Consider the following 5722-nt stretch of genomic DNA (forward strand, 5'->3'; position numbering starts at 1 on the left):
AATGCAATCATACCCCTGTTTCATCAGCCATTCATTTACCACTTTATTCGGTGCCTGAGAATCAATGTTAACCCATGTCTTATTTTCACTATCTTATCATATTTCATGTACCGTTTCTTATTATCTGATGATTTCTACGTGCTGAAACTTTCATTTTACACGATTGGATTCACTGGCACTGGTCTGTGCTTTGCAGTATAATAATCACAATCAATTCGAATAACACTAACAATTGAAACCAATTTTTCATTAAACTCAAAATCTTTACCCGTTTGTGTTTTCATCAATACACTTAATGCCTTGATTTTTTCCTGCGGCACTTCCACAATCTTTGCCGTTCCAAATCCATCAAAAGAATAGTAGCTGCATCCATATTGGCAGGCAACTTTACCTGAAAATGGTTGTACGTCGCACTCAATCTGAACGCAACAATCAGAATTATTTCTGATAATGTCAAGCTTACGCCCCTCTAACGCCCCATGCAAATAAAATACAAGCTTATTACCTTCCAAAATATAGCCGTAGTTCATGGGAACTATATATGGCTTTCCCTGATCTACCAAACCGAGGTGCAAAACCTTGCCCGTATCAAGAATATGTATTATTTCATTGCTATCTGTTACTTCTCTATCTCTTCTTCGCATAAAATTCCTTACTTTTTTCCTTTCCGCTCTTTCTTATAGCTGTCTTCTTCCCAAACATCACTTCGATCCCTACTGCCGAATGTTACAAACTGAAATTTTGCGCGTAGCAATGAGCCATGCGCAGATGAGCCGAATTGGCTGACGGAAGCTTGCTCACAGGCAGACATATTCGAGTTCAGATGCATACGGCGAACGCCGCGACAACGAACAAGCGCAAGCTTGTGAGTGTCGGCATGGCGATACACCTACTAACTGAAAGTTGGGCGTTTATTCCCCCGCAAAACTTCGGTTAAAATCCCAAATAGAAAATCCCTTGTCGATTCCACTCATTATATGGCTCTCCCATTAATGAAAATGCCTCATCGGCTATTTTCTTTCTATAATTGGATACATTTTCAGTAAAATGCAGGTATCCTTTTTCATCAACATATGAATCGCGTATAAATGTATCGGAAATTATCCCAATAATATCACGAAGAACAGCATATATTACAATCTCTTTCCTCTCTGTTCTGTACTCATAAATTGTCACTCCTCTTTCCAATACATAAATCTTTGCCTGTTTCTGCATTACATCTACGTTTAACATCATGTCATACCTATTGGAACCATTAAATATTTTCTCAATATACCTTCTGTTTTCTATAGAATAACAACTCCATTTTTGCAACAATTTATCAGCTTCAATCATACACTCTTTAGCATTCATTCCATTTATACCTCAAATCTAAAACTTCTGATTGAGATTTCACCTGTTTTAAGAGATTTAATAACTGTTATATTTTGTTGTTAAATTCACTGTAAACTCTTGAAAACGCTGGATTTGTCGCAGGTGAGCTTTCCCTTATTGTTTCCCTTGTGTTATATCTTCCCATATAAGTTTACGAACTCTGATAAGGGAAAATACAAGGGCAAGAAAAATCTATAAAAAAGTATAACACAAAATAAAACTGACATGGTGAACTGATTGGAATGCTTCTTAATTTTTACAATTAATGATTGATTGAATCATAAGGAGATGGGATACGATGAGAACAATATTTGCAGAATACAATCCACAGTGCAACAGCATTGATGTTTATACCAGTGCCGGCTATATGCTTCGCATTGACTGCTGGGAAGCTGAAAAGAATTTAAAGACTACACCTGGATCAGACTGTGCATTAAACGCACTCGCCATTGATGACCCTCTTGAATATGCAAGGTTATATCTTGATGGAAATCTACAGATGTGGGTAGATGCGGAAGACTCATTAGAAATATTTTGATTTTTAAACAAATACAACAGTTTAAATCACTATTAGCTACAATATTTCCAGAAAATTCATCATAGGTTTGTGTAAACGCAAAGAAACTGCGGCTCTGAAAATCAAAGCCGCCGTTTCAAATGGGCGTGTCAAATTGTCTGCTCTACGACGGCTTTTTTCTTTTGCCGTCGTCCGGCAGAGTATTATTCAATATTTAATTCAATGTTTCCAGTGAAATTCTCACATTCAATGCCGATATAATTTCCACCATCAGGAAGTGTAATTGTGTCACTATAAGTTCCGGTTGCTTCAATCAAAGTGACTGCTTCATCAGATCCAGAAATCCAAAATACTTTTGCAGTACCTTCCGTAATCTCCAAGGTGCAATCAATGGACAGCTCCTTACCGGCTTCTCTCTTTATGGAAGTTCCTCCGAACAAATACTCTGTACCTGAAAAGTTCGCATAATCAGCCGTATAAGTCCCTGTATAATCATCAATTCCTTTTTCTTTTTCCCCTTGCAGTGACGATTTCCCTGTCAGTTCTATGGAGCCCGCAGACTGAATAATGTTATTGTAATGATTGAGAATTTCATCTTTTGAACAGCCAGCAAGCATAAAACTTCCCACAAGGACGAATGTTAATGCTAAAACTATTTTCTTCATAAAATCATCACCAGCCTTTCTTTGGTGCTACCTTTTTGGCCTTTTTCTTTGTTTGGGTTGCTTCTCGCTCTTTCATGCACAAAATCAAGATAGCAGAAATAACGACAGCAAGCACAAGACTGCAAGAACAGGTTCCGATATTCCAGTTGACTACGGTATCATAGCTACGGTAGCCTACCATTCCGAGACTTGCGGTAATTGGATAAAGGTTTGCTAATGTCATATTTCCTGCGGCAAACATCCCTCCATATCCATAGACAAAAGCAATGATTACACCGACTAAAAAGCTGCCTGCCCTCCGACAAGTAAGAGCGATAATCGGCAGAACCGCAAGATATAAAAAGAAATTAACCGCAGTAATCTGCAAGGCTGCTTTTAGAGCTAAGGAAATCTCAAAGCCGGGAAATCCTACAATCATTTCTGCTATGATTGTAAACAGACTGCATATCAGCCCGAAAATAATAGACAATACGCCGCACACAATCAATTTTCCAGTCAGCAGTTTCTTAAAAGAGATCGGCACAGTCAGAATATTTTTCAATGTATCATCCGTCTGCTCGCGAGAAATCATATATCCAGCAATTAGGCTGATACACATCGGAAAAATCATGGACATATTGTTTTTGATGACCTGTTCTGTAAGATAGGCGAAATCCCAAACGGAACCATCATTCGCCATAGAGGTAAACAAGGTCAGCAGGACGGATAGGAGCATGAGTGCAACGCCCGCCCAAAGGATATGATACCTTTTCAATTTATAAAATTCTGTTTTTACAATGCGAACCATGTTTATTCCCCCCTCTGCTTATATAATCTGTCAATTAGTAAGAACGAAACCAATGCCATGATCCCAAGAATGAATACAACTTGAAATGTTGAAGGAATTAGCCCTGTCATTTGCTCCAAGTCCATTTTTATTCCATGAGCCGCCATATCTCCTGCACTCCAAAATGTAGTCAGTGGCGTGGGCAGAAGCCATAACATGGTTTTAGGCAGCGTGTCAAACAATGCCGTAGCACTCATGTTCAGAACGCTGTAAAAGACGCACAGCAAAATGGAAAAAACATAGGTCTTACTGAAAAAGACAACAAGAACAATCAACGGGAGTGTTCCTGCCGTAATGAAAATTCCTGTTTCAACCGCTAAAAACAATTTATAGCCTATTCCATAAACTTCTAATGTTCCAAATCCGCAAAGAATTGTTGCAATGGTAGAAGCCACACAAAAAACAATTCCAAAAAGAAAGAGGACAATAATCTTTGCAAGCACCATTTGCGTGCTGGTTACGGGAATTGTACGCAGATTTTTGAATGTATCGTTGTCGCGTTCCATAAAGAACAGGATAGCGGCAATCACTCCAATAATGCAGGGCAGTAAAAACTGGATACCATATCCCAACACCATGTTAAATAGTCCGTCAAAAGCATCTGCCCGATCTGTATATCGCTCCATCATAGAGGGCGTTGTCATCAGATAAGTCAGCGGGATTGGGAACAGGAAAGCAGCCAGAATAATAAGCGGAATAAATTTCTTCCGTTTCAATTTCAAAAATTCGCATTTGATTAGTTTAAGCAATTCCTTCGCCTCCTGTCACGCGCTTGAAGTAATCTTCAAGACTTTCTTCACAAGTATGCACCTCCGATACCTCCAATCCGTTTTCTACAAAGGCAGTTACAATTTTCCCCACAGGCAGATCCAGATTGTGCAGGCGCAGATTGTGGTCGTCCTGTATGGAAAAATGGTTTTCATGGAAATTGCGTTCCAAAATTCTTGCCGCCTGTGCAGTATCAGAGAGCGTAAACCGGATATGCTTACTGCTTTTTTGCTCCAGCTCTGCAAGGCTTTCTTCTTCCAGCAATGCACCGTGGTCGATAATTCCAATATCGTCAGCCAGCAAGGAAATCTCTGAAAGAATGTGACTGGAAATCAAAATAGTTTTTCCTCTTGCGTCGCAAAGCTCTCGAATAAAGGATCGTACTTCTGCAATACCGATGGGATCGAGACCGTTGATCGGCTCATCCAAAATCAAAAGTTCCGGATCGTGCATAACGGCAAGGGCGATGGCAAGCCGCTGCTTCATACCAAGAGAATACTGTGAAAAGAGCTTTTTATCTTTGTAGGGCAGTCCTACCAAATCGAGAGCGTCTTTGATGGCATGATTGTTTGGTACGCCCCGCAGAGTAGCAAAGATACGCAGGTTCTCTGTGCCGGTCAGATTGGGATAAAAGCCGGGGGACTCAATTAGACTACCGATACGTGGCAACAACTTCTTTTCATTCCCCTGTAAAGACTTTCCCCAGATTTTGACCTCTCCGGAAGTCGGCTTCGTTAAGCCCAACAGCATTTTCATGGTCGTGGTTTTTCCGGCTCCGTTTCTGCCCAGCAGACCATAAATTCTCCCACGCTTCACATGGATATTTAAGTCAGCCACACTTTTTTGTGAGCCATATTGCTTCGTCAGATTTTTTGTTTCAATGATGTAATTTGTGTCCATATTCAAAACCTCCTGTTCTGTAAGGTATTCTATCACGCCAACCTTGCATTAACCTTGCCGCAACCTTGCATTAACCTTGCAATTAAGGAATAGGAATTGCAATGCAAATCCTATTCCGCTACTTCTCAATCCGTTTGGGGATTGAGAAGGTTCCCATGCCATTTTCTAAAAGACTTCTGAAAATAAGTAAGGCTCCCGCCATAAAGACGGGAACCCGCTTAACTCTCCAAAGGAAAAAGCAACATAAATTCAGTTCCTTTTCCCGGCAAACTTTCAACTGTTATACTCCCACCCATCTTTTCTACAAGCTGATGGACAATAGAAAGACCAAGTCCGCTGCCTTTTTCAGAGCGTCCTTTATCACACTTATAAAGCCGTTCAAAAATGTGTTTCAAATCTTCCTTCTCAATTCCCACTCCATTATCCGCCAGCAGCAGCTCCATGTTATTTTCCTTCTTTGACAGGGCAATTTTGATTTTATCTGCATGGCTGTGAGCGATTACATTTTGAATGAGATTATTGACAATCCTCATATAGCTGTCCATATCCAATCTTACCCGGACAGGCTGTTCAGGAATATCAATGTCATAATCAACCTGTTTATCCTCAAAAATCGGTATCCAGTCGATCAGAATATTTCTTGTCAGCTCTGCAACCTCAACACTCTGGATC

At 40.1% G+C, this 5722-nt stretch carries 8 protein-coding genes; 1 reads left to right on the plus strand and 7 read right to left on the minus strand.

Going from position 1 to position 5722, the window contains the following annotated elements; all coding sequences use genetic code 11:
- Window positions 1–155 precede the first annotated feature (155 nt).
- Window positions 156–644, minus strand: coding sequence for a pyridoxamine 5'-phosphate oxidase family protein (locus ROSEINA2194_RS02450; protein ID WP_007882985.1), 489 nt, complete (start codon window positions 642–644; stop codon window positions 156–158).
- A gap of 289 nt (window positions 645–933) precedes the next feature.
- On the minus strand, window positions 934–1353 hold the full coding sequence (locus ROSEINA2194_RS02455) for an Imm63 family immunity protein (RefSeq protein ID WP_007882987.1): 420 nt from the start codon (window positions 1351–1353) through the stop codon (window positions 934–936).
- A 319-nt stretch (window positions 1354–1672) separates the two neighbouring features.
- Between ROSEINA2194_RS02455 and ROSEINA2194_RS02460 the strand changes: the two genes are divergently transcribed.
- Window positions 1673–1912 (plus strand): DUF6061 family protein, encoded by a 240-nt coding sequence (locus ROSEINA2194_RS02460; RefSeq protein WP_007882989.1) that lies wholly within the window; start codon window positions 1673–1675, stop codon window positions 1910–1912.
- A gap of 182 nt (window positions 1913–2094) precedes the next feature.
- On the opposite strand, the gene ROSEINA2194_RS02465 is transcribed toward ROSEINA2194_RS02460, so the two are convergent.
- From ROSEINA2194_RS02465 to ROSEINA2194_RS02485, 5 genes are all read right to left on the minus strand, one after another.
- On the minus strand, window positions 2095–2556 hold the full coding sequence (locus tag ROSEINA2194_RS02465; protein ID WP_007882990.1) for a hypothetical protein: 462 nt from the start codon (window positions 2554–2556) through the stop codon (window positions 2095–2097).
- 7 nt (window positions 2557–2563) lie between these two features.
- On the minus strand, window positions 2564–3343 hold the full coding sequence (locus ROSEINA2194_RS02470) for an ABC transporter permease (protein ID WP_007882991.1): 780 nt from the start codon (window positions 3341–3343) through the stop codon (window positions 2564–2566).
- A 2-nt stretch (window positions 3344–3345) separates the two neighbouring features.
- A complete protein-coding gene (locus ROSEINA2194_RS02475; RefSeq protein ID WP_007882992.1) occupies window positions 3346–4131 on the minus strand; it encodes an ABC transporter permease in 786 nt (261 codons plus the stop codon).
- Window positions 4124–5050 carry an ABC transporter ATP-binding protein gene (locus ROSEINA2194_RS02480; protein WP_044926981.1) on the minus strand — a complete coding sequence of 309 codons (927 nt, stop codon included), beginning with the start codon at window positions 5048–5050 and terminating at the stop codon, window positions 4124–4126. The genes ROSEINA2194_RS02475 and ROSEINA2194_RS02480 overlap by 8 nt, the downstream gene beginning before the upstream one ends.
- 218 nt (window positions 5051–5268) lie before the next feature.
- The coding region (locus ROSEINA2194_RS02485; protein ID WP_007882994.1) for a sensor histidine kinase at window positions 5269–5722 on the minus strand (454 nt) is incomplete at its 5' end.

It is taken from the genome of Roseburia inulinivorans DSM 16841 (assembly GCF_000174195.1).
GTDB lineage: Bacteria > Bacillota > Clostridia > Lachnospirales > Lachnospiraceae > Roseburia > Roseburia inulinivorans.

Bases quoted from the DNA above. Each gene is read 5' to 3' on its own strand.
- ROSEINA2194_RS02450 (WP_007882985.1), bottom strand. From the start codon at position 644: ATGCGAAGAAGAGATAGAGAAGTAACAGATAGCAATGAAATAATACAT.
- ROSEINA2194_RS02455 (WP_007882987.1), bottom strand. From the start codon at position 1,353: ATGAATGCTAAAGAGTGTATGATTGAAGCTGATAAATTGTTGCAAAAA.
- ROSEINA2194_RS02460 (WP_007882989.1), top strand. From the start codon at position 1,673: ATGAGAACAATATTTGCAGAATACAATCCACAGTGCAACAGCATTGAT.
- ROSEINA2194_RS02465 (WP_007882990.1), bottom strand. From the start codon at position 2,556: ATGAAGAAAATAGTTTTAGCATTAACATTCGTCCTTGTGGGAAGTTTT.
- ROSEINA2194_RS02470 (WP_007882991.1), bottom strand. From the start codon at position 3,343: ATGGTTCGCATTGTAAAAACAGAATTTTATAAATTGAAAAGGTATCAT.
- ROSEINA2194_RS02480 (WP_044926981.1), bottom strand. From the start codon at position 5,050: ATGGACACAAATTACATCATTGAAACAAAAAATCTGACGAAGCAATAT.